General features: G+C 61.7%; 19 protein-coding genes. 3 read left to right on the forward strand and 16 right to left on the reverse strand.

What is annotated here, in order from left to right:
• The first annotated feature begins 6 nt into the window (after positions 1-6).
• The gene (locus LOY70_RS10585) at positions 7-279 is read left to right on the forward strand and encodes a DUF2160 domain-containing protein (protein WP_025212861.1); all 273 of its coding nucleotides are present in this window, start codon (positions 7-9) and stop codon (positions 277-279) included.
• A 48-nt stretch (positions 280-327) separates the two neighbouring features.
• On the forward strand, positions 328-2,070 hold the full coding sequence (locus LOY70_RS10590; RefSeq protein WP_265036107.1) for an extracellular solute-binding protein: 1,743 nt from the start codon (positions 328-330) through the stop codon (positions 2,068-2,070).
• Positions 2,071-2,238: 168 nt separating this feature from the next.
• On the opposite strand, the gene LOY70_RS10595 is transcribed toward LOY70_RS10590, so the two are convergent.
• From LOY70_RS10595 to LOY70_RS10670, 16 genes are all read right to left on the reverse strand, one after another.
• Positions 2,239-3,180 carry an alpha/beta hydrolase gene (locus LOY70_RS10595; protein WP_265036109.1) on the reverse strand — a complete coding sequence of 314 codons (942 nt, stop codon included), beginning with the start codon at positions 3,178-3,180 and terminating at the stop codon, positions 2,239-2,241.
• Between the two features lie 135 nt (positions 3,181-3,315).
• The gene (locus tag LOY70_RS10600) at positions 3,316-4,449 is read right to left on the reverse strand and encodes a GNAT family N-acetyltransferase (protein WP_265036111.1); all 1,134 of its coding nucleotides are present in this window, start codon (positions 4,447-4,449) and stop codon (positions 3,316-3,318) included.
• Positions 4,450-4,454: 5 nt separating this feature from the next.
• Positions 4,455-5,144 (reverse strand): N-acetyltransferase, encoded by a 690-nt coding sequence (locus LOY70_RS10605; RefSeq protein WP_265036113.1) that lies wholly within the window; start codon positions 5,142-5,144, stop codon positions 4,455-4,457.
• A complete protein-coding gene (locus tag LOY70_RS10610) occupies positions 5,141-7,090 on the reverse strand; it encodes a hypothetical protein (RefSeq protein WP_265036115.1) in 1,950 nt (649 codons plus the stop codon). Before LOY70_RS10610 ends, LOY70_RS10605 begins: the two co-directional genes overlap by 4 nt.
• A gap of 230 nt (positions 7,091-7,320) precedes the next feature.
• Positions 7,321-8,625, reverse strand: a complete 1,305-nt coding sequence (locus LOY70_RS10615; protein WP_265036117.1) for an oligosaccharide flippase family protein — start codon at positions 8,623-8,625, stop codon at positions 7,321-7,323.
• Positions 8,622-9,638 (reverse strand): polysaccharide deacetylase family protein, encoded by a 1,017-nt coding sequence (locus LOY70_RS10620; protein ID WP_265036119.1) that lies wholly within the window; start codon positions 9,636-9,638, stop codon positions 8,622-8,624. Before LOY70_RS10620 ends, LOY70_RS10615 begins: the two co-directional genes overlap by 4 nt.
• A 9-nt stretch (positions 9,639-9,647) precedes the next feature.
• Positions 9,648-10,784 (reverse strand): glycosyltransferase family 2 protein, encoded by a 1,137-nt coding sequence (locus tag LOY70_RS10625; RefSeq protein WP_265036121.1) that lies wholly within the window; start codon positions 10,782-10,784, stop codon positions 9,648-9,650.
• Positions 10,777-11,745, reverse strand: a complete 969-nt coding sequence (locus LOY70_RS10630; RefSeq protein WP_265036123.1) for a glycosyltransferase — start codon at positions 11,743-11,745, stop codon at positions 10,777-10,779. Before LOY70_RS10630 ends, LOY70_RS10625 begins: the two co-directional genes overlap by 8 nt.
• Entirely contained in the window at positions 11,742-13,112 is a 1,371-nt protein-coding gene (locus LOY70_RS10635; protein WP_265036125.1) for an O-antigen ligase family protein, read from the reverse strand. Before LOY70_RS10635 ends, LOY70_RS10630 begins: the two co-directional genes overlap by 4 nt.
• Positions 13,109-14,212, reverse strand: a complete 1,104-nt coding sequence (locus LOY70_RS10640) for a glycosyltransferase family 4 protein (protein WP_265036126.1) — start codon at positions 14,210-14,212, stop codon at positions 13,109-13,111. The genes LOY70_RS10635 and LOY70_RS10640 overlap by 4 nt, the downstream gene beginning before the upstream one ends.
• A complete protein-coding gene (locus tag LOY70_RS10645) occupies positions 14,209-15,801 on the reverse strand; it encodes a GumC family protein (RefSeq protein WP_265036127.1) in 1,593 nt (530 codons plus the stop codon). Before LOY70_RS10645 ends, LOY70_RS10640 begins: the two co-directional genes overlap by 4 nt.
• Positions 15,802-15,816: 15 nt before the next feature.
• Positions 15,817-16,839 (reverse strand): polysaccharide biosynthesis/export family protein, encoded by a 1,023-nt coding sequence (locus LOY70_RS10650; RefSeq protein WP_265036129.1) that lies wholly within the window; start codon positions 16,837-16,839, stop codon positions 15,817-15,819.
• 20 nt (positions 16,840-16,859) lie between these two features.
• Positions 16,860-17,504 (reverse strand): CpsD/CapB family tyrosine-protein kinase, encoded by a 645-nt coding sequence (locus LOY70_RS10655; RefSeq protein WP_123341864.1) that lies wholly within the window; start codon positions 17,502-17,504, stop codon positions 16,860-16,862.
• Positions 17,505-18,251, reverse strand: coding sequence for a sugar transferase (locus LOY70_RS10660; protein ID WP_265036131.1), 747 nt, complete (start codon positions 18,249-18,251; stop codon positions 17,505-17,507). It abuts the gene before it with no gap.
• Positions 18,238-19,305 (reverse strand): NAD-dependent epimerase, encoded by a 1,068-nt coding sequence (locus tag LOY70_RS10665; RefSeq protein WP_265036133.1) that lies wholly within the window; start codon positions 19,303-19,305, stop codon positions 18,238-18,240. Before LOY70_RS10665 ends, LOY70_RS10660 begins: the two co-directional genes overlap by 14 nt.
• On the reverse strand, positions 19,302-20,666 hold the full coding sequence (locus LOY70_RS10670) for a UDP-glucose dehydrogenase family protein (protein WP_123341861.1): 1,365 nt from the start codon (positions 20,664-20,666) through the stop codon (positions 19,302-19,304). The genes LOY70_RS10665 and LOY70_RS10670 overlap by 4 nt, the downstream gene beginning before the upstream one ends.
• A 379-nt stretch (positions 20,667-21,045) precedes the next feature.
• Between LOY70_RS10670 and LOY70_RS10675 the strand changes: the two genes are divergently transcribed.
• A complete protein-coding gene (locus LOY70_RS10675; RefSeq protein WP_265036136.1) occupies positions 21,046-22,743 on the forward strand; it encodes a sulfatase-like hydrolase/transferase in 1,698 nt (565 codons plus the stop codon).
• Positions 22,744-22,836: the final 93 nt, after the last annotated feature.

A 22,836-nucleotide genomic window follows, 5' to 3' on the forward strand; every position in this document is an offset into this window, starting at 1 on the left:
TCGATGATGGAATGGATGAACTGGACCGCCCCCACGGCGGCATTCTTTGGGGTCATCGCCTTGCTGCTGGCAGGCATGACCACGTGGGAATTGCGTTCGCCGAGTATCCCTCGGCGTGGTTTCCTGCCGATTGCCACCACCCGTGGCGATCGGTTGTTTATCGGTCTTCTCGGTAGCGCCTATCTGCATCTGCTGGTGATCGGCGTTACCGACTGGAGCATCTGGATAGCGTTCGCGTTGTCTTTGGTGTGGCTGTTGGCAGTGATGCGGTGGGGCTAGTCGCGAAGGTTCGCCGATCAGGCTCTTAAACCCAAACAGGAGGTCTCTATGTTCGATAAAAACAATAAGCTGCGACATAGCGTTTCATTGGCAGCCATGCTGGCACTCAGCGGGTTGAGTGCTTCGGCCTGGGCCGACGCCTATGAAGACGCTGCTAAAAAATGGATCGGCAGTGAATTCAAGCCGTCTACCCTGACAGCCGAGCAGCAGCTCGAAGAACTCAAATGGTTCATCAAGGCCGCCCAGCCGTTTCGCGGGATGAAAATCAACGTGGTGTCGGAAACCATCGCCACCCACGAGTATGAATCCAAGGTGCTGGCCAAGGCCTTCAGCGAAATCACCGGGATCCAGCTGACCCACGACCTGCTGCAGGAAGGCGACGTGGTGGAGAAACTGCAGACCCAGATGCAGTCGGACAAGAATATCTATGACGGCTGGGTCAACGACTCGGACCTGATCGGTACACACTTCCGCTACGGCAAGACTGAATCGATCACTGACCTGATGGCCAACGAAGGCAAGGATTTCACCTCGCCGACCCTGGACCTCAAGGACTTCATCGGCACCTCGTTCACCACCGCGCCGGACGGCAAGCTCTATCAACTGCCCGACCAGCAATTCGCCAACCTGTACTGGTTCCGCGCCGACTGGTTCGAGCGTGCGGACCTGAAGGCCAAGTTCAAGGCAAAATACGGCTACGAGCTGGGTGTACCGGTGAACTGGTCGGCCTATGAAGACATCGCCAAGTTCTTCTCCGAGGACGTCAAGGAAATCGACGGCAAGCGCGTCTACGGGCACATGGACTACGGCAAGAAAGACCCGTCCCTGGGCTGGCGCTTCACCGATGCCTGGTTCTCCATGGCCGGTGGCGGCGACAAGGGGCTGCCCAACGGCTTGCCGGTGGACGAGTGGGGGATTCGCGTCGAAGACTGCCATCCGGTCGGTTCCAGCGTGACCCGTGGCGGCGACACCAACGGCCCGGCGGCCGTGTTCGCGACCACCAAGTACGTGGAGTGGATGAAGAAGTACGCGCCACCGGAAGCGGCGGGCATGACCTTCTCCGAGTCGGGTCCGGTGCCGTCCCAGGGCAACATCGCCCAGCAGATTTTCTGGTACACCGCCTTCACCGCCGACATGACCAAACCAGGCCTGCCGGTGATGAACGCCGATGGCACGCCAAAATGGCGCATGGCGCCGTCGCCGCGTGGTCCGTACTGGGAAGAGGGCATGAAGCTGGGTTATCAGGACGTGGGCTCCTGGACCTTCCTCAAGTCCACGCCTGAGAAACAAAGACTGGCGGCCTGGCTCTACGCGCAGTTCGTGACGTCGAAAACCGTGTCGCTGAAGAAAACCATCGTTGGCCTGACGCCGATTCGTGAGTCGGACATCAACTCCCAGGCGTTGACCGACCTGGCGCCGAAACTCGGTGGCCTGGTGGAGTTCTACCGCAGCCCGGCCCGCGTGCAGTGGACCCCGACCGGGACCAACGTGCCGGACTATCCACGTCTTGCGCAACTGTGGTGGAGCCACATCGCCGAAGCTGCCAGCGGCGAGAAAACCCCGCAACAGGCCCTCGACGGCTTGGCCAAGGATCAGGACGCGATCATGACCCGCCTGGAACGCTCCAAGGCCCAGGCCACCTGCGCCCCGAAAATGAATCCCGAGCGCGACGCGCAATACTGGTTCGATCAGCCGGGCGCACCGAAGCCGAAACTGGCAAACGAGAAGCCTAAAGGCGAAACGGTGAACTACAACGAGCTGCTGAAATCGTGGGAGGCGGCCCGCAAATAAACCTGCATCTGCAATGAATGAACGGCACCGAAAGGTGCCGTTTTTGTTTGCGACACAAGGACTCTACGGCCCTCTTATGGTGGCTCCATACCTGTGGGATCGGTGTACGCAAGGTCATTGAACGACTCGAAACCAGTGTGGGCAGAAAGCTCCCACAGGATCTGTGGATCAGCCAGCCTTGGCCGAGCCTGGCTGGGTGCTTCCTGCCACCGGCGATGGCGCCGGTTTCATGAGGGCATCCAGTGCCTGGCGGTAGGATCGGCCCGCCAGGCTCATGCTGTTGTTGTGCGTCGCGCCGGGCACCAACAGCAGACGCTTGGGCTCTTGGGCTGCGTTGAACAGTTGCTCGCTGAAACGCGGTGGGACGTAGCGGTCGGCGGAGCCATGCACCACCAGCAACGGCATGTTGATCTCATGGATTTTGTCGATGGAGTCGAACTTCTGCGACAGCAGCCAGCGCACCGGCAGGGTGGTGTTCGCCATGACGGTTGCCACATCGCCCAGGGACGTGAACGTGGATTCAATGACCAAGCCTCGGGCCGGGACGATGCTGCCGTCTTTGGCTGCCTTTTGGCCAAGTTCCGCAGCGAGGTCCACGGCCACGGCGCCGCCCAGGGAGTGGCCGTAGATCAGCCGCCGGGCCGGGTCCGGTTGCAGCACTTCAAGACGCTTCCAGGCGATACGCGCGTCTTCGTAGACGCTGGCTTCCGACGGTAGATTGCCCTGGCTTTTGCCGAAGCCACGGTAGTCGATAGCCAGCACCGAAAAACCCAGGGCCCGCAACTGCTGGATACGAAACAACTGCCCGGTCAAATTCCAGCGCACACCGTGCAGATACAGAATCGCCGGCGCGTTTTTTTGTTCGGCCGGCCACCACCAGCCGTGGATATTTTCCCCGGCCTTGAAGCTTTTTGGCTTGAGATCGAACTCCTGCACACCGCTGGGTAAACCACTGAACCAGGTCGCCGTGCCCGGCTCGATCCGAAAGACCAACTCCCGTTCCTTGTGCTGCAAAACAGCGCAGCCCAGCGGCAGGCCGACCACTAACGCGCCCATGCACAGCCAGGCCAACCCGCGGCGTTTCAGGCCAGAAAGTAAGAGTGAAGACATCGATGCCATTCGCTAGTCGAAACCGAAGATGCCTTGTAGCAGATTCTCTGAAAACGGCGCAGGGGTTTGCGACTGTCATTCGTCTGAAGTGCGCTTTTCGACGTTGGAAAATTCCCTATCTCTGTGTCTTACCCCCTATTGCTTTGAGGAGGACGATGCCGTCGCGGTCGCTTTGGGCCGGCGCTTGCCAAGCCACGGCTTCAAGCTTTTCCATAGCCGCAAGGCAGTTCCCAGGAGCAAGCCACCGGGCTGCCATGAATAAAAACTCCAGCGCCAGTGTTCCAGTTGGCCGGTCATGCGTTCGTGTAACTGATGGCTGGAGTTCTCCAGGCTGACCCGTGATGCATCGATCCAGCGCCAGTTTTCGTCCAGCCCCCAGCGAATCCACTCTTCGAGCAATACCCGGCCGCTGCCCAGGTCGGCGTGTTGCGGCAGGAACGCCAGGTTGTAGTCATACAATCGGCCTTGGTCCAGCAGGCCGAGGCGATAGCTGATGCATTCGCCGTTCAGTTCCAGTAGCACCACCCGCACCAGGCCTTGGGCGGCGAGGGCGGTGAAGGCGTGATTCATCCATTGACGGCGCCTGGGGTCGGCGAAAATGCCGACGCCTTCCTCGCCTTTCCAGCTGGCGGCCTCGACGTCGGCCAGGGCTCGCAACAGCTGTCCCATGCTAATGGCGTCCGGCGTCACTCGACGGATTTCGGCACCGCAAGCGGCGATCCGCTTGCGCGCCCGACGCAGCTTGTAGCGTGGGTCGCCAGAGATTTCCTGATGGTCGCTGTCGCTGATCAGGTGCACCGGAACCCGGCAACTGAGTCGCCGCTCTCCGGTGGAGCTCATTGCCATCCAGGCGCTGAGGACGCTTTGCTCACCGACCGGCTCGATCACTTCATTCAATTGCAGCAACGCGTGAGGCAAGTGCTGACGGATCTGCATCAGTGCCAGGCCCATGTCTTCGGCGTCCAGGCGCGCCAGCAGGGCGATACGGTCGGCCATTGGAAAACCCAAATGATGCAACACCCGGAACCGCAGCCCGCCGATATGTTCAGGTCCTGATACCAAGGGCAGGCACACGCACAAGGTCTGGTCCTGCCAGCCCAGCAGCACATGCAGTTGCTGCTCGGGCAACAGGGCAATTTCCGACGCTTGCAGCCAGGCCAGGGTGTTGAACGGTGTTGCGTCGGCCACCTGGGTTCGCAGCTGTTCATAAGCTGATACAGGAAAGTCCGCCGCGCCCAGGGAGCGACACCATTGGAACCGGATCGCCATGGGGATCAGGCCGCCGAAGTCGAGGCAGCCGGCTGGGCCGGTTTACGAAAGGCGTCCAGTGCCGTGCCGGTGTAAGACGTATTGCGCAGGAACCGCCAATGACCGAGCAAACGGTACAAGTGGGTGATCTGCCCGCGCTCCTGGAAGCCCATGCGGATATGCATCTTGATCGCTTGGATGTTTTGCAAATCGCAGACATCGACCATTGTGTTGCAACCGTGGTCCGCCATGACTTTCCATATCTCCAACTGCATGTCCGCCGAGATACTGGTACCCCAGTATCTACGAATCGCCTCGCCACCGAACTGAAAGTACTCGCCAGGCTTGATCGGAAAGTTGCAGCGATAGAAATGGTGGTCGAAATAGTCCCGTGTACTGGCCCAGGCGAAGCCCACGGTGTCGCCCTGATCATCCAGGTACATCAAGCCTGTGTAGCCTTCGGCCGCCAACTCGCGCATGGTTTCGACACGGTCGCCGAAGTGCCGGGCAAAAGCATCGGCATTGCTGACCGTGATGAACTCCAGGCGCATCGGTGGGTAGGGCTTGAGATTATGGGGGGGGAGCGGGGTCCGTATATCGTGCTCCAGCCACACCAATCGGGTGTGGGAAAATATGTAGCGTCTGCATAGCTGCTTTAGAACGGCGCGTAGACCTTTTTTCTGAATGCGATCACGCAATGTCTGCAGAGCGTTCATGGTGCCTCCTGACGAGTGGCAGGGTTGGGGGGAAGAGGGGCTGTCCAACTGAGGGCGAACACGGTTTCCCCTGGCAGGAGAAACCCGACCTGGCCAGCCTTGCAATCAAACGGAGCGCGGTGGCTGCGGTTGTCCGGGCCGAAATACAGCAGGGTCATGCCTGGCTGAGGGCAGGCCGTGCCGTCGAGGCTGACTTGATGGGCTCGCGTGCTTTTGTTCACGCCCAGCAGATTGCGTTGCTTCCCGGTGGCCATGGCCAATACGTCGACTTCAAAAGCGTCGTTATCCAGGCGCAGCACCTGATCGAGCCAATGCTGTTGAATGAACTGCTGGGCCAGGCCCACGGGCTTGAGCTCGAAGCGCTGATCGTCCAGCACTCGCACCATGCCTTTGGGGTACTCCGGTTCGTCGGCGGCCATGAACCAGTTGAGCATGTCCAGCCAGCCGTCGGCCGAGGCGTTAATGGCCACCGACGTCCACCACAGGGCGGCGTAATGGGTTTCCTGATCGTAAGGGCTGAGACCCGAGCCGCCGGACATGTTGGTCTGGTCCAACAGCAAGGCCTTGCGCGGCCGACCCTGGCTGTCCAGTCCCACCAGATTGGCGGCCTGACGGACACTGTCGCGGTAGACCCGGGTCGCCAGCAGGTCGCGGATCATCCATTCATGCCAGGCCAGGGCGTCGATCTGGTCGTCGGACGTCGCCAGCAGGCGCCGTGCCCAGTCGATCCCACGCTTGTCAGCGGCATTTTCGATTAAGGGCCCGTTGCTGAACTGGGAGCTGGCCGGCATGGCGATGCGGACACCGGCACGTGCGTTGGCAGGATCGGCGCGGACCTGGGCCGCCATGCTCTGGAACATTTGCTGGAAACTGGCGAAGTCTGGGTAATTGAGGTTCGGCTCATCGGCAAAACTGAGGTAATGGAGGCCTTTGCCGCCTAAAGCGCGAGTCGATGTGAGCCAGGCTTGCAAGCCGCTGTGACTGGTTCGATCGGGCTTTAGATCAGACCGGCGCTGGCTGGCGGCCAACAGGGTGATGTTTTGGCTGATGGCGAACCGGTCTTGGTACAAGCGTCGGAAGGCATCTTCATAAGTGCCCCTGGCCGCCGTGATATCGACGAAGCTGTAAAGGGTTGCCGCCTGGGGTTTGAGCGCATCGAGCACGGCGTAGCTGGACGGCGGCAATAATTCGTAGGGCAGAGCTATGCCCAGCTTGGGGGTCGTGCCGAGCGTCTCGTCGTACAGTTTTAGGTGGGTCTGACCCGGATCCTGGCGCAGTGGCAGCAGGTGCGCCGGGTCCTGGGCGAACAGGTTGGCGGTGCCGTCCAGCCAGAACGCGGCCTTGCCGTTGCCCTGCAGGTGCAAGCGCCAGATTTGTTCGACGTCAGCTTTCGGCAGGGCGACCTGATCGAACTGCCAGTAAGCCCGGTATGGCTTGAGGTTCAGTTGCAACTGCTTGCCGTCGCCGACGCGCCGGGCTTGCAGCGCACGTACGCCGCCGTGAAACTTGCCCGCCAGCACCGCCTGTTCGCCAGCCGCTACCTTGAAATACAGCTCGTCGCCGTCGTGGGTTTCGGCATTGAAATGCACCTTTGCCGGGGCAAACAGGGCGCGGGTGCGCGCGTCGTGCTCAACGGTGTAGCGACGGAAGCTATAGCCGGGAATTTCCAGGCGATAATTGGCGGCACCCGGCGGCAGCGGCCACTGCTGTTCGCCACGGGGCTGATCCGCCTTGACCAGGCGCTCACCCGCCAATCGTCCCTGGCCGTCGAGCAGATACAGGTGTTCGGTATTGGCCTCGGCTTGCCAGGCGGGCACCCAGCGCACGGTGACTGTGTCCTGGCGGTCGGTTTGCAGGTACAGGCTGCCGTCACGGATGCCGGTCCATTGCAGGGACGCGCCTTGGGCCAACAAGGCCAGGCTCCAGAGGCACAGGCCTGCGGCCATTTTCCATCCATGCCGTACTGGCCCCATCGCGAGCAAGCTCGCTCCCACAGTTGATTTGTGGTGGTCGCGGACAGTGTGTTCGGCACCAGGCTTTTGTGGGAGCGGGCTTGCTCGCGAAGAGGGCTGCACATCCACCATTGATGCAAGCTGACCCACCGCTTCCGCAAGAACAACCCCGCACCCTGTGGGAGCGAGCTTGCTCGCGATGGCGGCTTGGCGGGCAACCATGCTCATGCCGATTTCCCCAACAGCATTTGACGCATTGGCAGCAAATCGCTGGGCAGGATGATCAGCGTCTGCCACGGCGCCACGCCGCTGAGGCGGCAATACATGACAAGCATTGCCAGGGTGACACCCAGGTAGGCGATCGAGGACGCGGCGGCAGCGCCGACGATGCCGTAGCGCGGGATCAAAATCAGGTTCAGCATCAGGTTCAACAGCGCTCCCCCGCCCATCAGCAGCGAAACGGTACCGGGGCGATTCTTGCCCAGCAGGTCCAGGCGCAGGATGCTCGCGTAGCACAACCCGAACACCCCTGGCAGCAGCGCCAGCAGGGCCGGGTACGCCGGTTGATAGGCGATGCCGAACATAGTGACGATCAGCCATTCGCCGACCAGTACCATGCCCAGGCAGGCACCCAGCATGGCCGTGGCGGTCAGGCGCAAGGCCAGCGGGGTCAGGCGCTTCATGTCTGAGTCTTGCTGCAGCAGGCGTTTCATCAGTGGCGTGGTGACCGCTTCCGGCACGATATGCAGCAGTTCGGCCGCCGCGCTGGCCATGGCGTAGTGCCCCAGCGCCGCGCTGCCCAACAGCGCGCCGATGAACAGGTAATCCGAGCGCATCATCAGTTGCTGGAACAACAGGTCCGGATGACTGCGGACACCGTAACGCAACAGTTCGGTCTGGCCGGTGCGATCCCAGCGCAGGGTGACCGCGTGATCGCGACGTAACCACATCCAACCCGCCAGCACCACCAGGCTCAGGCCCGCCAGCCAACTGATCAGCGCCGCTTCCAGCGCCGTGTCTTTCCACATCCAGAACAGCGCCACGAACAGCAACAGTGGGACCAGGGATTCCATCAGGCGCAAGGCGTTGAACACGCCGACGCCGCCGGAGGCATTGTGCAGCGTCAGCAGGCCGGTCTTGAGCGCCGCCAGCGGCACGGCCAGCAACAGCAGCCAGGCCAGCAGTCCCAGTTGTGTAGTGACGTCCAGTTCGGCGCCGAACTCACGTACCAGCGCCACCACCAGCAGCGTCAGCAACCCCGCCAGCAGACAACCGAAGACCAGCACGTGGCTGAGCAACAGGCTCATCGAGCGATGCTGCGCCGCCTGATAACCCACGGCGGAATTCAGGCCCCCACTGGTGGTGGCACTGATCAGGTCCGGCAGGGTGCTGAGCAGCGCCAACAGCCCGCGTTCGCTGGGCCCCAGGATCCGTGCCAGCAACACGTTGCGCAACAGGCGCAGTCCGATCATCGCCAGGCTCGTGCCCATGCTCATCACCAAGAGCCTGAGGTAACGTGCGCGGTTCATGAACGGGCTCCTCGGCGAATACGCCAGGCCAATAACTCAGGGTGACAGGCGTTGCGTTGGCTGACGCCGAAACGTGGCAGGTTCAGAGGGTCGCCGTCATGGCGATACAGTCCGGCCTCGGTGCCCAGCGCGAACGGAAAACCGTGGGCCGCTACCTGCTCGCGCACACGTGCGTCATTGTCACCGTTGGGGTAGCAATACACCGGCAAGGGTTGGGCACAGCCATTTTCCAAGGCCGTCCAACTGCGGGTCAGTTCTTCATGCAGGCGCTGGTCGTCCAGCCCGGTCAGGATCGTGTGGCTGGCGCCATGGGGGCCGAAGCGGACCAGGCCGGAATCTTCGAGCATGCGCACCTGGGGCCAGTCCAGCGCTTGGGGTTGGGAACCGTGCGGGCAGGTTTCGGAGAGGTCGCTCAAAGTGCGTGGATCGAGGCTCTTGAGGCTTTGCAGGTAGTGCAGCAGTGCCAGACTGCGACGCTCGTCGTCGATGTCATCAAGCAGCACTGGCAACGGTCGACCGACGTGTTGCAAGTGCTCGATCAGCGAGCGCCGCGCTACCTGCCCATGGCTGCCCCACAGGGTTTCGCCGATGCTTTCCCACCAGAAATGCTGCCGGCTGCCAACGAAATCGGTGGACAGGAAAATGCTCGCCGGCACCTGGTATTGGCGCAACAGGGGAAAGGCGTTCATGGCGTTGTCGCGCCAGCCGTCGTCGAAGGTCAGGGCCACTCGGGGACGGTTTGGAACGCTTTCAGGATCGGCCAGCAGCAAGGTCATCAACGGCACGCATTCAAAATGCTGTTGCAGCCAGATCAACAAGTGTTCGAACGCCTCGGGCCCTACGCACAGCTCGTTGCGATGGGGCAGTTCGGCGGCACCATCGTTGTTCAGTACCCGGTGCAACATCAGAATGACGCCGGCGCCGCGCAATGCATGGCGACCCAGGGAGGTGTTCAGGTACAGCCAGCCGCCGGTGCGCTTGATTGTGGTCTTGATGTGGGTATTGATCGGCATGTCAGGCACTCATCGAGTCTGATCGGGGGTCCATTGGTTGTAGCTGTGCCCGCGCAGGAACTGCCACAGGCCGGCGACCATGCCGGCCAGGGTCACCAGCACGAACGCGGCGAGGCGAAACGGTCTGGGCAAGCGGTGACGCACGTCCAGCAGGCCGGCCACGGCGAAGGCGTAGCCGAGTAGCTGGGCAGACAGGGTCAGGCGATAGAAACCATGCTCATCGAGCAGCCAGAGGTTGGCCACCAGCAGGGGCAGCAACAGTACCGGCGCCAGCCGGCGGATCAGCTTGTGGCTAATCAACGCGATGGCGTACAGGCCATGGCACAGCGGGTTGAGTAGCTCACGCCGGGCCGCCAGACTGATCAGGCCGCCGACGGTGACGCGCTGGCGGCGGCTGAACTGTCGGCCGGCTTCGTCCACGCCTTGATCGAGCACCTTGGCGTCGTCGACGTAGACGACGCGTTTGCCCGTGATCGGTGCGCAGGTATTGATAAAAAAATCGTCGTTGACCAGGGCTGGAATCGGTTGGTACAGCTCGCGGCGCAACGCCTGCAGCGCACCGTCGGCCGAGACCGTGCAACCGGTGCGACTTTCCACCCGGCGCAGCCAGGCTTCGTAGTGGCGGTACAGGCTTTCGCCCACGCTCAGGCCTGAGCCCGGGACGGGAATGTTCATATTACCGACAGTACCGCCGACCCCAGGGTCGGCAAACGGTGCCAGCAGGCGCTCCAACGTGCCGTCGAGCCAGTGAACATCCGCGTCGGTAAACACCAGGATATCGCCGGTGCAACGACTGACCGCGGCGTTGAGCACGCTGTTCTTGCCTTGGCGCGGCAAGTCGAGTACCTCGATGCGCGGATCTTCGAAGCTGCGCGCCAGGGCCACGGTCTGGTCGGTGGAGCCGTCGCTGGCGACAACGATCTGCAGGCTGGTGGCCTGATAGTCCTGGGCCAGCAGATTGCGCAGTTTGTTCTCGATATTGCGTTGTTCGTTGTGCGCGGCAACGATCACACTGACCCGTTGCGCAGGCAGAGGCTCGGGCCTGAGTCTGGGAAAAAATGGCCCGGCGAGCGTCAGCAGCAATGGGTAACCCAGGTAGGCGTATACCGGTAGTAACAGGCACAACCAGAAAATGAACTCAGCCACGGGCAGGCCTCCTTGCTTTCCAATGACAAAGGCTGAGGATGAGCGCGGCGCCGGCCAGGTGCAGGCGTACCCAGTGCAGGCCCCAGAGCTGCAGGGTCAGGCGCGGGTTACGGTGCTTGTGGCTCTGGTGCAAACTCAGCACCAACCCCGGCACGGTCGTCAACAGCCCCAGCATGAGTGCATGTTGAGGAACGCCAGCGACCAGCGCGAAGATCGCCAGCAAGTCCAGCAGCCAGACAAGCATCGCCAACATCGGGAAGCGCAACAGGCGCAGGCTCACGCCGTTGGTACGCAGCAATTGCACCAGACTGCCCTGGCGCCACAACTCCTTGCCCATCCACTCGCGCCAGTTCATTTCGTAGCCCCAGTGCAGGGCGGTGTATTCATTGACCGACAATAACCGTGCGCCCTTGGCCGTCAGGCGCAAGGTTAAGTCCTTGTCCTCACCGGTGCGCAGCGTCTCGTTGAACCCGCCGGCCCTGTCGAACCATTGGCGGCGCATCAGCAGGTTGGAGGTGGGCAGCCAATCCACGCGCTGCATGGTATGTCGCAAGGGGAGCGAGCTCCGCCGATGCCAGGCCGTGGCGTACCAGGGGGCTTGCGCGGGGGTGTACAAGTCCAGGCCGAATACGTCGGCGACGTCTGCGGTCTCCAACCCCAGCAAATGCGTCAGCCAGTCCTCGGGCATTTCGATGTCGGCGTCGATGAAGGCCAGCCATTCACCGCTGGCAACCTGCGCGCCGCGATTGCGCAGGGCGCCGATCAGCACACCTGGAATCACCAGGACCTGCGCACCGAACTGCCGGGCAATCTCCGGGCCCTGATCCTGCGAGCCGTTGTCGACCACGATCAACTCACACGCAAGACTGGCGGCATTGGCGGCCCGTTGTGCGGCCAGCAGCGTGCGGCCGATGTGCCGGGCCTCGTTGTACATCGGGATGACGATACTGACGCGGCTCATGAACGGGCCTCCTGCGGCGCGGCCTGCTCGGCGTCGTAGCGCAATATGCTGGACAAGGCGAGCATGATCCACAGTAACTTGTGGTTCGGCGCGCTGAGGAACATCAGGAACAACGCCAGCGACAGGAAACTCATGCCCAGGTGCGTCAACAGGTCCGCCTGGGCCCAGTCCCGGCGCTGGAGCCAGAGTTGGCGCGCGCGCACCAGGTTGTAGAGGCCCAGCCCAATCATGCCGACAAACATCAAGCCGCCTGGTACGCCGATTTCGCTGAAGATTTGCAGGTAGGTGTTATGGGCCTCACGATACAGATCCCCCAGTTTGCGATTGGCCGAGAACGCCTTGGCGTAGCCGGTGGGGGCGTAGTGCTGCGGAAACGTCCCGGGGCCAGAACCGAGTATTGGTTTCTCGCGGATCATCTGGCTGCCCACCACAATGTAGGAGGCGCGGCGCCCCAGGGATCCGTCCTTGTGGTCGTTGGTGCCGGAGCTGAGGATGCTCAATGACTGGATGCGTGCCACGTAGCTAGCAGGCATCAAGGCGATAGTCGCTGGGACCATGAGTGCCAGGCCGAGCATCGCGAACCCCAGGTGACGAGGACGCACGCGCGGTAGCTGCGCCCGATAGTGATACAACCCGATCATCAGCGTCAGCAACAACACGACCAGTCCTGAACGCGATTCGGTCTTGGTCATTCCACCCAACAACAGGATGACACCGCCCCCCCAGAACAACCGGTGCAGCAGGTTCTGGCTGCGTATTGTCAACAACAATGCCAGCGGTACGGTAAACGCAATCAACAACGCAAAGGCGTTCGGGTCTTCCAGCAAACCCAAGGCGCGGCCCTGTTCCTGGTATTTGGCTGAAAACATCGCGAGCACGCAGGTCGCGGCGACGCTCACTGTCATCAGCCGGGCGAACATCTCCAGGTTCAGCTCGCGACTGATCAACAACGTGATCATGAACAAAATCGGCCCTACTGCGAGTTCACGCATTTGTGTCAGGGACAGGTCCATGTTTTCCGAGATCAACAGGCTCAGGCCGTACAACGCCATGAAGCCGAGCAATGGCTTCCAGATATTGCTACGCAAGCGCGTCGCAGGGATCTGGTGCAACGCCAACTGCAGCATCAAGATCAGGATCAGCGCCACGCCGAGAAATTTGCTGCCGGAAAACGCGTTGTCCTTGAACAGGCCTTCGAACGGCAGCAGCGCGGCAATGCCCAGCAAACCCCAGGCGGGCTTGCGGTACAGCACAGCGACACCCACCAGCCCAAGCACTGCACCCGGTGCGAGAAACGGATAAGGACTGGCCAGCAATGCCAGGCACACCAGCCCCAGCAGACCGACGATCGAGAGCGGGACGATCATGGCCGAGCCTCCCGTGCCGTGCGGATATAGAGTTGCGACCAGCGTTCGGTCAGCGTGCGCAGGTCGTAGCGGTCGCGTTGGGTGCGGCGCGCGTTGTCGGCGAGGAGCCGCGCCAAGTGCGGTTCGCTGAACAGCGTTTCGATCTGGCGGGCCAGCTCCTTGCTGTCGGCCGGCGCGGCGAGCAGGCCGTTGTGGCGGTCTTGCAGGATATCGGGAATGCCACCGACGCCGAACGCCACCACGGGCACGCCGGCCTGCATGGCTTCGAGCAGGATCATCGGCGTGCCTTCGGTGCGTGAACTGATCACCAGCGCATCGAGACGGCTCCACCAGTCGTTCATGTCCGTCTGATAACCGGGCAATTCGATGCGCATGGGCAGCCCGGCGTCAACGATGCGCTTGAGCAAGGGCTGGCGTTCCGGCCCGTCGCCGAGCATGACCGCGTGCAGCGAGGCATGGCGCTTGCACAACGGAATCATCGCGTCGAGGAACAGGTCCGGGCCTTTCTCGTTGCTCAAGCGGCCGACGTAGCCGACCCGCCAGCGTTGCCTGTCGTCGCGATGGGGCAGCGGCGTCGTGACGGCCGGCAGACCATTGGGGATCACGTCGAGTTTTTCCGCGTTCACGCTGGCCTGGCGGTGCAGCGCCGCGATGCTTTCGGCCACGCACACCACGCGCTTGACCGGCGCGGTACGGCACAGTTGCAGACTCAACCACGTATAGAACCGCTGCTTGGGGCTGCGCGGCGTAAAGCCGTGCTGCGTGATCACCAACGGCAGGCGCAACAGGGTCGCCGCGGCCCAGCCGAACAACAGGCCCTTGAAGTTGTGCGTATTGATCAGCGGTCGCTCGGCGCGCCGTTGCCGCAGATGCTGCAACAGTTCGGGCCAACTGGCGCAGGGGTGACAGTCGATCCCGGCCTGGCGGAACCGCGTGATCAAGGTCGGCGGCGCCGCCAGGAACAGCACCTGATGCTGGCCGGGTGTCGCCACGCAATGATCGAGCAGCATCCGCTCGGCCCCATAGAAGCCACTGCTGCCGAGCAGATGAATGATCGACAGGGGGCGGCTGCGGTGGGACGGGCTGAACGGCGCGTTCAATTTTTCACCCAATGGACAAGGCTGGGCACGCTCCAGTTGCGGTGCGGGTTGATCTGCTCGGGCGACTGCTCGTTGATCACCAGCAGCACCGGTAGGTCCAGTTGGTGGCCGATTTGCGCCGGATGCTTGAAGCGATGGTCGAAGAACTCACGCACATAGACCAGGGCGATCGCCAACAGCAGGCCGCTGAACAAGCCGAAGGGGATGATCAGCATCGGCTTGGGAAACGCCGCAGAGGTGGGCTCGAATGGCGGGCTCAGTACCCGGGCGTTGGACAGGTCGTTGTCCAGCGAACGGGCGGAGCTGGCTTCGGCGAACCGTTGGGCATAGGTGGAGAACGCCGCATGCAGGGCGTTGATCTCGGTGTCCATCTGCCGCAGCTTGCTCTGGGTTTCCTGAAGTTGGTGGATGCGCTCCTTGAAGGCGGCGATACGTTCGACCTTCTGGTTGATCACCGAACTGACCACCGCCAGGTCGGTGGTGCGTTCCTGGATGCGGTTGTTCACCACTTTGAGGAATTGCTGGCGAGTGCGCATGATCTGCTCCCGGGCCAGCAGCATGGGTTCGCTGCTGGGCTGGAAGATCGCCAGATCGTTGAGGTAGCGGCTGACCTGGCTGGTCAATTGCTCGCTCATTTGCCTGATTTCCCGATCTTCGAAGGCAATGTTGTCCATGGTGGTGGTGAAGGTGAAGGGGAAGGTGTAGTCGTTGAATCGCGCGCTGTTCGCCGCCGCCAGGCTGGTCTTGAGGTAATCCAGCCAGCGTTGGCCTTGCAGCAGACGGTCCTGGAACAGATTCAGGGCCTGCTCCTCGGTGTTGATCGCATTCAAGCGAAAAGTGATTTCTTCCTTGGGATCGGAAGAACCCACGCCTTCAAGCAGCGTCAGGCGGTTGCCCTCCAAACCGTCAAGGCGGGTCTGGTACTGGACTTTTTTCTGCTCGTAGAACGTCTGGGGCAACTCTATCGATTGCAGGTCCTGGCGACCGGTGAGGTAGTTTTCCAGCAGTTGCGCCACGAAACGGGTGCCCTGGGCCGGGTCGCCGAAGCTGTAGACGATGGAGATGACGTTGGAGCCGGGCAAGGTCTCGATCTTCAGGTTTTCAATGGCCTCGTCGGTCAGCGTATCGAGCACGGTGTCGCGTACCGGATCGACCTCGAGTCCCAAGCCGTCGCGCAACGGATTGATGACGTACTCACGCAATGGCTGGGTGACGTAGCGCTTGAGCGGTTCGCTCACCCACTTGTTGAGGATGCCCGGACTTGGGGTGTACTCGCCCTGGTCGCGCAGCGTCTTGATGGTTTCGCGAATCAACGCCGGCGAGCGCAGGATGTTGCTCTCGGTTTCCATGTCCGCCAGTGACGGTGGAACGAACGTCGCGTTTTCCTGGTTCAGTGAAGTCGTGGCGTCGCCTTGGGAAAGTTTTTTCGACTGGACGATCACCTGGGCGGTGATGTCGAAGCTCTGCTTGAGCATCAACGGCAGCACCAGGGCGATCACGGCAAAAATCAGGAAGACGCGCTTCACCCACTGCTTGTTGGCGAAGAAGATCCTGAAGAACTCGTGCAGATAGTTTTCCTTGGGGTTCATGATCGGTCACCTGGGTCAGTTGCTGTCGCTGCTTTTGTCGAGGTCGTAGCCGAAGCTGACGCCAACGCCCTGGAACAGCACCACATCGGCCAATTGCCGGGCCATTTCACCGGCTTTGGCCAGGCCGGTCTTGGGCACGAAAAGCATGTCTTCCGGCTGCAGGTAGGCGATCTGGGAGGCGTCTCCGCTCAGGGCCTTCTCCACGTCGTAGTGGCGGGCTTCAACCTGATTTCCGTTGCGACGCATGATCACCACCGAGTCGAGCCTGGCCTTGACGTTCGTGCCCCGGGCCAGGGTCAGCGCCTCGAGAACGGAGATCGGCCGGCGGATCGGGTAGGAACCGGGTTGGGCCACTTCACCGAGGACATAGATCTCGTTGCCGCCGGTGGACTTGAGCAGCACGTCCACCGTCATGTGGCCGGGCAGTTGGGCATAGCGCTCGTTGAGGAAGGTTTCCAGCTGAGTGACGGTCATGCCTTGCAACGGTACGGCGCCGATTTCCGGGAAGCTGGCGTAGCCATCCCGGCCCACGATGATTTCCCGGCTCATGCCGGTGGCCGGATGGGTCAGGGTGTTGCGCAGGCTCGTCTCGCCGGACAGTGGGCTGGTCACCATGACGGTCAATTGGTTGCGATTGGGCTGGAACAGCATCTTCTGGTTGTAGGCACGCTGCACAGCCAGGCGCGCCTCGTCGGTGGTCAGGCCGGAGACTTTTACCGAGGTGTTGGCACCCGGCAGTTCTATAGTGCCGTCGGGCATCACTTGTTGCGTGCCGTTGAGTTGGCTGGCGGCGGTGAAGTTCAGGGCCACCTGGTCGCCCGGCTGCACGCGGTAAGCCTGGGAAGAGGTGGTGTCGATATGAAAAATCACATCCAGCACGTCCTGGGGCCGCAGGGTCTGTTCGACCTTGGGCATGTCGGTGGCCTGGGCGTTGGCCGGTGCGGCCGTGAGGATCTGCACCGGCATCGAGCGGGTATCGGTGGTGCTGGAGCAACCGGCAAGCGGCAGCAACAGCAGGACAAGCATTCTGGCGTTCATCTCGTCATCCTTTTGCAGGCTTACAGGTTGTTGTAGAGCCACTTGGGCATGTAGTACTTGCGGCGGTTGAACACGCTGCCGACCACTTTCGCGCCCGCTTGGGACAGGCGCTGGCGGGCGGCCTGGGCCACTTCCCAGCGGGTGTCTTCACCGCGCACCACCAGCACCACGCCGTCCGCCTGGGTACTCATGACCAGGGTGTCGAAGGCCGAGTACACCGCGTCGGCGTCGATCACCACGAAGCGGTACTGCATCGCCAGTTGCTTGAACAACGGGCGCAGACGCTCGGGACTCAAATGTTCGGCATTGCGCCCGAGACGGCCGTGGGGCAGCACGTCGAAGGGCAGGCTGGAGGTCTGCACTACGCAGTCCTGCAACAAGGGCGGCGACACGCTGTTGAACAACAGGTCGCTGAAGCCGCGCTCCTTGTGCAACGCCAGTTGTTGGCTGAGGTTGTGCGGTGACTGGCTGGCGTCCACCAGCAGCACACGACCGCTGCTCATCTGCGCCAGTTGAGCGGCCAGCGCCATGGCGCTGGTGCTGGTCCCGGTCCCGGTGTTGGCGGCCGTCAGAAGCAGAATCCGCAGGGAAGGGTCGAGCACGGTCGAGGTCAGATTGGTCTCGCTCGGGCTTGCAATGGTGAGGATATTCGTTGAGCCGTCCATTTAACTCGCTCCGTGGCCGCTGAAAACTTTGAAGGGGGTAATCATCAGGATCTTCAAATCCAACAACAGGCTTTGTTCAGCGATGTAGCTGAGGTCCAATTCCACGCGCTGGTCGAAGTCGATATTGCTGCGCCCGGAGATTTGCCACAGGCCGGTCAGGCCGGGGTAAATGCTCAGGCGCACAAGATGGTTGTCCTTGTAGCGATAGGCGTTGAACGAGGTCGGCCGCGGGCCCACCAGGCGCATGTCGCCAGTCACTACATTGATCAGGTTCGGCAGTTCGTCGAGGCTGCTGCGTCGCAGGAATCGGCCGATGGGGGTAATGCGTGGGTCGTTGTCGATCTTGAAGTCGATGGCATCGGCACCGTGCTTGTTGAGGTGGCGCAGCGACTCCTTGAGGGCTTCGGCGTTGGCGACCATGGTGCGGAACTTGTACATGCCGAAAACCCGGCCCCGGTAGCCGGTGCGCTTCTGCACGAACAGCACTGGGCCGGGGCTGGAGAACTTGACCAATAGGGCCAGGCCCAGCAGCAGCGGGCAGAGCATCACCAGGATCGCCAGTGCGCCGAGGCAGGCCACCACCCGGTTGGTGCGCGAGACGGTCCAGGGCCGACCGCCGTCGCGACCGGTCAGCCAGCCACGACCTTGTCGGTGGATGGCGGCGTCCAGGCGCCTGCGGTGATCGGGGTCGACACGTTTGTCGCGTCCGCGGGTATCGATCGGAATGTCTTGCTCATGATGGGTCATAGGTCCTCCGCTGAAGTTCAGCCGTGAACGGCGCGTGGGCGATGGGAAATGCGTAGTAATCGAGGAACCACTGGACGAAGCGGCCCAGGCCGTCGTCCAGCGTGATGCCGGGCCGGAAACCGGTGGCCCGTGCCAGGTCGCTGGCGTCGGCGCAGGTATTGAGCACATCCCCCGCTTGCAGCGGCAGCAGCTCGATGCGGGCGGTTCGGCCCAGGTGTTTTTCCAGCAGCGCCACGTAGGTGCGCAGTGCCACCGGGTGCTGGCCGCCGATGTTGTAGATCCGCCAGGGCGCACGGCTGGTGGCGGGGTCCGGTGGTTCGTGATCCCGCAGCGGCGTGACGTGGGGCGGTTGTTCGATCAGCCGGGCGATGCTTTCGATGATGTCGTCGATGTAGGTGAAATCGCGCTGGTGCTCGCCATGGTTGAACAACTGCAGCACACGGTCTTCGACGATGGCGCGGGCAAACTGGATGGGCGACATGTCTGGCCGCCCCCAAGGGCCGTACACCGTAAAGAACCGCAGGCCGGTGCAAGGAGTACCGAACAGATGGCTGTAACTGTGGGCCATCAGTTCATTGGCTTTTTTGCTGGCCGCGTACAGCGACAGGGGGTGGTCCACGTTGTCCTGCACCGAATACGGTATGCGCGGGTTGGCGCCATAGACGGAGCTGGAGGAGGCGTAGATCAGATGCTTGACCGGATGCCGGCGGCAGCTTTCCAGGATATTCAGGAACCCGGTGAGGTTGCTGTCGACATAAGCCCGCGGGTTTTCCAGGGAGTAACGCACCCCGGCCTGGGCGGCGAGGTGAATCACCACCTCTGGGCGGCGGGTTTGGAACAAATCATCGATGGCCGATGCGTCGACCAGGTCGATCCGGGCCAGGGGGAACTCGCCAGCCTGGTCTTTCACCCAGGCCACTCGGTCGTGCTTGAGCTGCGGGTCGTAGTAGTCGTTGAAATTGTCCAGCCCGCACACCCGATGCCCGTCGCGCAGCAGTCGCAGCACGCAATGGGCGCCGATGAAACCGGCCGCGCCGGTCACCAGGATATTCACGCTTGTGGCCCTTGGGTTGGCAGGTTCGGCACGGTGTGCCGCAGGCCGATGCCGCGATACAGCAGCCCGGCGGCGGCCAGGTGTTCGGGGTTGTACAGGTTGCGGCCATCGATGATGACCCGCGCACGCAGTTTGCTGGCCAGCAGGTCGAAGTCCACCACCCGGAAATTTTTCCATTCGGTGCAGATCACCAACGCGTCAGCATCTTCCAGGGTGTCGTCGCGGGTGGCGCACAAGTTCAGGTCTTTGCGATAGCCGTAGAGACGGCGGCATTCGGACATGGCTTCGGGGTCATAGGCCTGGACCCGGGCGCCTTCGCGCCACAGCGCCTCCATCAGGTAGCGGCTGGGCGCTTCGCGCATGTCGTCGGTGTTGGGCTTGAAGGCCAGGCCCCAGATGGCAATCGACTTGCCGGCCAGGCCATCGGGGAATTGCAGCGCCAGTTTTCCGAACAGGATGTGTCGCTGGCTGTCGTTGACGTCGGTGACACTGCGCAGCAAGCGCAGTGGCATGCCGCTTTGTTCGGCGGTGTGGAGCAGGGCGCGCAGGTCCTTGGGAAAGCATGAACCGCCGAAGCCGCAACCGGGGTAGATGAAGTGATAGCCAATGCGCGGGTCCGAGCCGATGCCCTTGCGCACCGCTTCGATGTCAGCACCCAAGCGTTCGGTGAGGTTGGCCAGCTCGTTCATGAAGCTGATGCGGGTGGCGAGCATCGCATTGGCGGCGTACTTGGTCAGTTCCGCGCTGCGGTTGTCCATGAACATCAGTTTTTCGTGGTTGCGGCAAAAGGGCGCGTAGAGCTCCGTCATCTGGTCGCGGGCCAGCGGGTCGGCGGTGCCGACGATGATCCGGTCCGGGCGCATGCAATCGGCCAGGGCGCTGCCTTCCTTGAGAAACTCGGGGTTGGACACCACGCGCACGACGAGCTTTTTCAAGCCTCGGCGTTCAAGGACCTGGCGCGCGCACTCGGCGACTTTGTCGGCCGTGCCCACCGGCACCGTGGATTTGATGATCAGGGTGCGATCGCTGTCCATGAAGTCGGCGATTTGCCGAGTGACTGCCAGCACATGGCTCAGGTCGGCCGAGCCGTCTTCATCGGCGGGGGTACCGACGGCGATGAAAATCAGTTCACCGTGGTTGACCGCGTCGCTGGCTTGGGAACTGAACAACAACCGCCCGGCCTTGATGGTGTCTTCGAGCAACGCGGACAGCCCCGGTTCGCTGATGGTCGGGACCGCTTGCTGCAGCTGCCGGATCTTGTTCGGGTCGATGTCGATGCACAGGACGCGGTGTCCGACATCGGCCATCGCGGCGGCTTGGATCAATCCCACATACCCCGTTCCAAATACGCTCACGTCCATTCTTGGCGCGCCTCATAAACCGATTGATGTAACTCGGATGAAACTGTTTAGAGGGGTATAGCGCAGCCTTCAGAAAAGCGTGTCAGCAAAATGACAGTTGTCAGTGTTGGTAATTCAAGTGAAGTCGGGCCTTTTGATATCAAGTCATTGACTGACTTAAAGAAGTGGCGGTTTTACTGGGGTATGCAGGTGATTTAACAAAGCGATGAACGGTAGTTATCCATAGTTTTTTACATTTTGTGACGTGGATTCGTGTCATTTTTGGGGTAACTATTTTTTGACGCTCTGCTGATAGGCGTCATTTCTTGCGCTTTGAAAACTCACTGCTAATGTGCAGAAAAGAACCTCTCCTCAACGCCGCGACACCGTCGAGAAACACATGGCCCGATACCTCAAGGAACTGCTGTTGGTGCTGTACCTGGTGCGGGGGTATGACTATTACCTTGACCGTCTGGGGGCGCTGGGTTTTGGTTTTGCCACGCTGTTGTTCGTTGCGATGTTCGGCGCTTTGGTGGTGGCGTTGTGGATGAGCGCCTACATCCGCCAGACCTTGCTGCGGCATCTGTTCGCGCTGGCGATGTTTGCTTCGGCGGTGTTCTTCGAGGTGTACACCCGGGTGACCGACAGCTACCTGACCTACAGCCAGTTCGTGTCACTGGTGTACTCCGGCGGTTTCATCCAAGAGGCGGCCTATCAGTATCGCGAGGTGATCATCAGCGCCGCGGCCGCTGGCTTGTTGCTGTTGTTGGGGCTTGGCCTGAAGCCTCGCCGCTCGGTGTCGTTGCCCGGTTTTCTGCCCATCGCTGCGCCCGTGATGGGAGTGTTATTGCTCAGCGCTGTGTTGTTCGTGCGGGCGGGCGAGGGCGCGCGCGGCCTGCCGGTGATGTACACGCCGTTGGCCTATTTGAATCTCTTTGCCTATGAGTCCTTGCACAATACCATCGGCCCCCGGGAACCGGTCAGGCTGGCAAGGCGAACGTCGGCGATCGAGCATGACATCGTGCTGATCATCGATGAAAGCATCGCTGGCAATTATCTGGATATCAATACGCCGTCCGGCGTGTACAGCGGGCTGAAGACGCCGCCTGATGGCGTGGACATTTTTAATTTCGGCTACGCGGCCTCGATCGCCAACTGCAGCGCCGATACCAACGTCACCTTGCGTTACGGTGGCACTCGCGCCGACTACGTGCGCATCAACAGTACCTTGCCTTCGATCTGGCAGTATGCCAAAAAGGCCGGCTTGCGTACCGTCTACATCGACGCCCAGCGCACCGGCGGCAACCTGCAGAACCTGATGACCAAACTGGAAAAACAGGACATCGACGAATTCGTCCAATTCGACCAGGTCAGCGTGCGCGACCGCGACATGGCGGTGGCGGCGAAGTTGATCGAACTGCTGGGCGACCACCAGGCCGAACTGGTGCTGATCAACAAGGTGGGGGCGCATTTCCCGGTACACGACAAATACCCCGATGATTTCATGAACTACCGCCCGGCCTTGCCGCGCGGACAGTTCCAGGAAGTGACCGATACCGGCAGCCGCGACGGCTTCAATGGGCAGAAAGATGATTGGCTGTTGTACCGCAACGCCTACCAGAACACCTTGCTGTGGAACATCGGTGAGTTCTTCAAGCGGATTTTTCAGCAGGCCAATCTGAGCAACGCTGTGCTGATCTACACCTCCGACCACGGCCAGGACCTGCACGAGCGCGGCAACCCCGGGCTCAACACCCACTGCGACGGTAACCCGGTGGCGGAAGAGGGATTGGTGCCGTTGGTGGTGATTCAGGGCAGTCAACTGCGCACCCTCGATTGGCGCGATGCCTGGGCGCAAAACAAGGACCGCTCGAGCCACTACAACATCTTCCCGACACTGTTGCAGCTGATGGGGTATGACCCGGCCGGGGTCGAAGCGACCTATGGCAGGTCCTTAAGCCAACTGACCAATGACGACTTCACCTTCAACTATCGTTTCAACGCACGGCTGGGGGCCAAGCCGGCGTGGAAACACATTGATCTGAGCAGCGTCGTGACACCGCCAACCGGACAGGTTGAAATGGCGGCGGGGCATTGATCGTCGTGGGCGCGATGCGCTCACGCGTAACTTCCCCCAAGGGCTCTCACTGCGCTTCAACCTCCGCTATCCTGACTCCCTCGCTTATCTGTC

The organism is Pseudomonas sp. B21-054, from assembly GCF_026016345.1.
In the GTDB taxonomy this organism is placed as follows: domain Bacteria; phylum Pseudomonadota; class Gammaproteobacteria; order Pseudomonadales; family Pseudomonadaceae; genus Aquipseudomonas.